This is a genomic window from Microcystis sp. LEGE 08355 (assembly GCF_015207185.1).
GTDB classification, from domain to species: domain Bacteria; phylum Cyanobacteriota; class Cyanobacteriia; order Cyanobacteriales; family Microcystaceae; genus Microcystis; species Microcystis panniformis.
Genome location: NZ_JADEXI010000800.1, coordinates 1 through 1,651, shown reverse-complemented (window position 1 = coordinate 1,651; position 1,651 = coordinate 1). Strand labels below are relative to the sequence as shown.

At 47.0% G+C, this 1,651-nt stretch carries 2 protein-coding genes and 1 pseudogene; 2 read left to right on the top strand and 1 reads right to left on the bottom strand.

Annotated features, from left to right (window positions below; translation table 11 throughout):
* Positions 1–9: 9 nt before the first annotated feature.
* Complete coding sequence (locus IQ242_RS24150) at positions 10–648, top strand: LON peptidase substrate-binding domain-containing protein (RefSeq protein WP_002765437.1); 639 nt, start codon at positions 10–12, stop codon at positions 646–648.
* 208 nt (positions 649–856) lie between these two features.
* Positions 857–1,459: a Crp/Fnr family transcriptional regulator gene (locus IQ242_RS24145; protein ID WP_193961702.1), complete on the top strand. Its 603-nt coding sequence runs from the start codon at positions 857–859 to the stop codon at positions 1,457–1,459.
* Positions 1,460–1,553: 94 nt separating this feature from the next.
* Here IQ242_RS24145 and IQ242_RS27325 read toward each other — a convergent pair.
* Positions 1,554–1,651: pseudogene (locus IQ242_RS27325) on the bottom strand (ROK family protein); the annotation flags it as partial.

The following is a 1,651-nucleotide window of genomic DNA, read 5'->3' as shown; positions in this document are numbered from 1 at the left end:
ACTAAACCTATGGCCACTTCTTCCATTGCCGTTAGAGAATTACCTCTCTTTCCCCTACCCGAAGTTGTTTTATTCCCGGGTCGTCCTCTGCCCCTGCACATCTTCGAGTTTCGCTATCGGATTATGATGAATACGATATTGGAAGAAGATCGCCGTTTTGGGGTCTTAATGGTAGATCCAGCCACGGGAGAAATCGCTAAAGTCGGCAGTTGTGCGGAAGTTGTCCGTTGTCAACGTCTCCCGGATGATCGCTTAAAAATTCTCACCATCGGTCAACAGCGTTTCCGTGTCCTAGAATACGTCCGGGAAAAACCCTATCGTGTCGGTTTGGTGGAGTGGATTGAAGATGTCCCCACCATCCAAGATCTGCGACCTCTGGCCAAAGAAGTGGATCGACTGCTGCGGGATGTGGTCCATCTATCAGCCAAATTAACCGCTCAAAAAATTGAACTCCCCGACGATTTGCCTAGTCTTCCCCTGGAATTATCCTACTGGGTGGCGGGTAATCTCTACGGTGTGGCCGGGGAACAACAAGCTTTATTAGAAATGCTCGATACAGTCAGTCGTCTGCAACGAGAATCGGAAATTCTCACCTCAACCCGCAATCATCTGGCCGCTCGCACGGCTCTTAAAGATGCTTTAAATTAATAATCTGTAGGTTTTTCAGCTGCGGGAGAGGGAAATGGGGGAGTTATTTCAGTGAACAGTGAACAGTGAACAGTAATCAGTGAACTGATAACTGACCCACTGATAACTGATAAATGATAACTGTTAATCTGGGGATTACCTAATGTTTACCTTGATACAGTAGAGTGGGGTTAAAATTGTTAGCCCCTCACCTAGGAGAACTTTGATCATGTTGCTGACCTATAATCCCAACTCCTCACCCTTCCGAGAAGACTACAGCGAGAGTCGTCGGCTCCATTTTTATGATCGCGGGGAAAATATTCCTCTGGTGGTTGATGGAGTCTGGCAAGTTTATCGGGGTATGGCGCAACTAAGTCAAGTATCTGAGAGTGGAGAGGAAATTTTACTAGGCTGGGTTCATTCATCCCACTTTTTTGGCTTAAATTTGACCCATCTGGAATCCTATCACGCCAGAGCCTTGTCGGAACTCTACCTAAAGTGGTACACGATCGCCGAAGTGGAAAATTCGGCGGAATTAACCAGGATGATGTTAAATCAAATGATCCGTCGTCAACAACAAACGGAATCCCTACTGGCGATCGCAGGAATCAAACGAGTCGAGGAACGTCTCCAGCAGTTACTACAGCTATTAAAGCGGGAAATGGGAGAACCAATCGCCCAAGGCAGTCGTTTAAAGATCCGTTTAACCCATCAAAATCTCGCCAATGCTATCGGTACTACAAGGGTAACGGTGACGCGTTTGTTAGGCGAATTTCAGCGTCAGGGATGGGTGAGCAGCGATCGCGATCGCCATTTAATCATTCACGATTAACTCAGTCCTGATGAAAAAATTTTCACCCCCACAGATGAAAGAGGTTTCTTTCCCTACACCCTACACCCCACACCCTCTTTCAAGTCAGACAATTTTAGTCAGACCCAGCCATAATAGAATCCCCGCGCAAGTCCAATAATTGCCAAGCTAATTTAGCAGCCCCCACCATCCCAGCGCGATTACCTAACTCAG

Bases quoted from the DNA above. Each gene is read 5' to 3' on its own strand.
- IQ242_RS24150 (WP_002765437.1), top strand. From the start codon at position 10: ATGGCCACTTCTTCCATTGCCGTTAGAGAATTACCTCTCTTTCCCCTA.
- IQ242_RS24145 (WP_193961702.1), top strand. From the start codon at position 857: ATGTTGCTGACCTATAATCCCAACTCCTCACCCTTCCGAGAAGACTAC.